Here is a 309-nt window from a genome sequence, read left to right on the forward strand (position 1 = left end):
GTTGGAAATGCCAAGGGTTGCCACCAGATCATTCATCCTGCGGGTGGAGACCCCTTTGAGGTAGCACGTGGCGATCACGGTCGATAAGGCTCGTTCCGCTCGTGAGCGGCGCTCGAGCAGCCAGTCTGGGAAGAACGCGCCGTGGCGCAGCTTCGGCACTGCCACATCGATTGTGCCGACACGGGTGTCGAGGTCGCGGTGGCGATACCCGTTGCGGTGGTTGACCCGTGTGGTGGAGGCAACACCGTACTCAGCGCCGCACACGGTGTCGGCCTGGGCGTGTGTCTGATCTGATGTAGGTGGTCCAGT

Annotated in this window: 1 protein-coding gene; it reads right to left on the reverse strand. The window is 62.8% G+C overall.

All coding sequences use genetic code 11. The features are described 5' to 3' along the window. A partial coding sequence (locus HMPREF2617_RS05910) for a transposase (RefSeq protein ID WP_210400823.1) occupies nt 1–309 on the reverse strand: 309 nt, incomplete at both ends.

The sequence above is a fragment of the Corynebacterium sp. HMSC070H05 genome (genome assembly GCF_001837615.1).
Classification (GTDB): domain Bacteria; phylum Actinomycetota; class Actinomycetes; order Mycobacteriales; family Mycobacteriaceae; genus Corynebacterium; species Corynebacterium coyleae.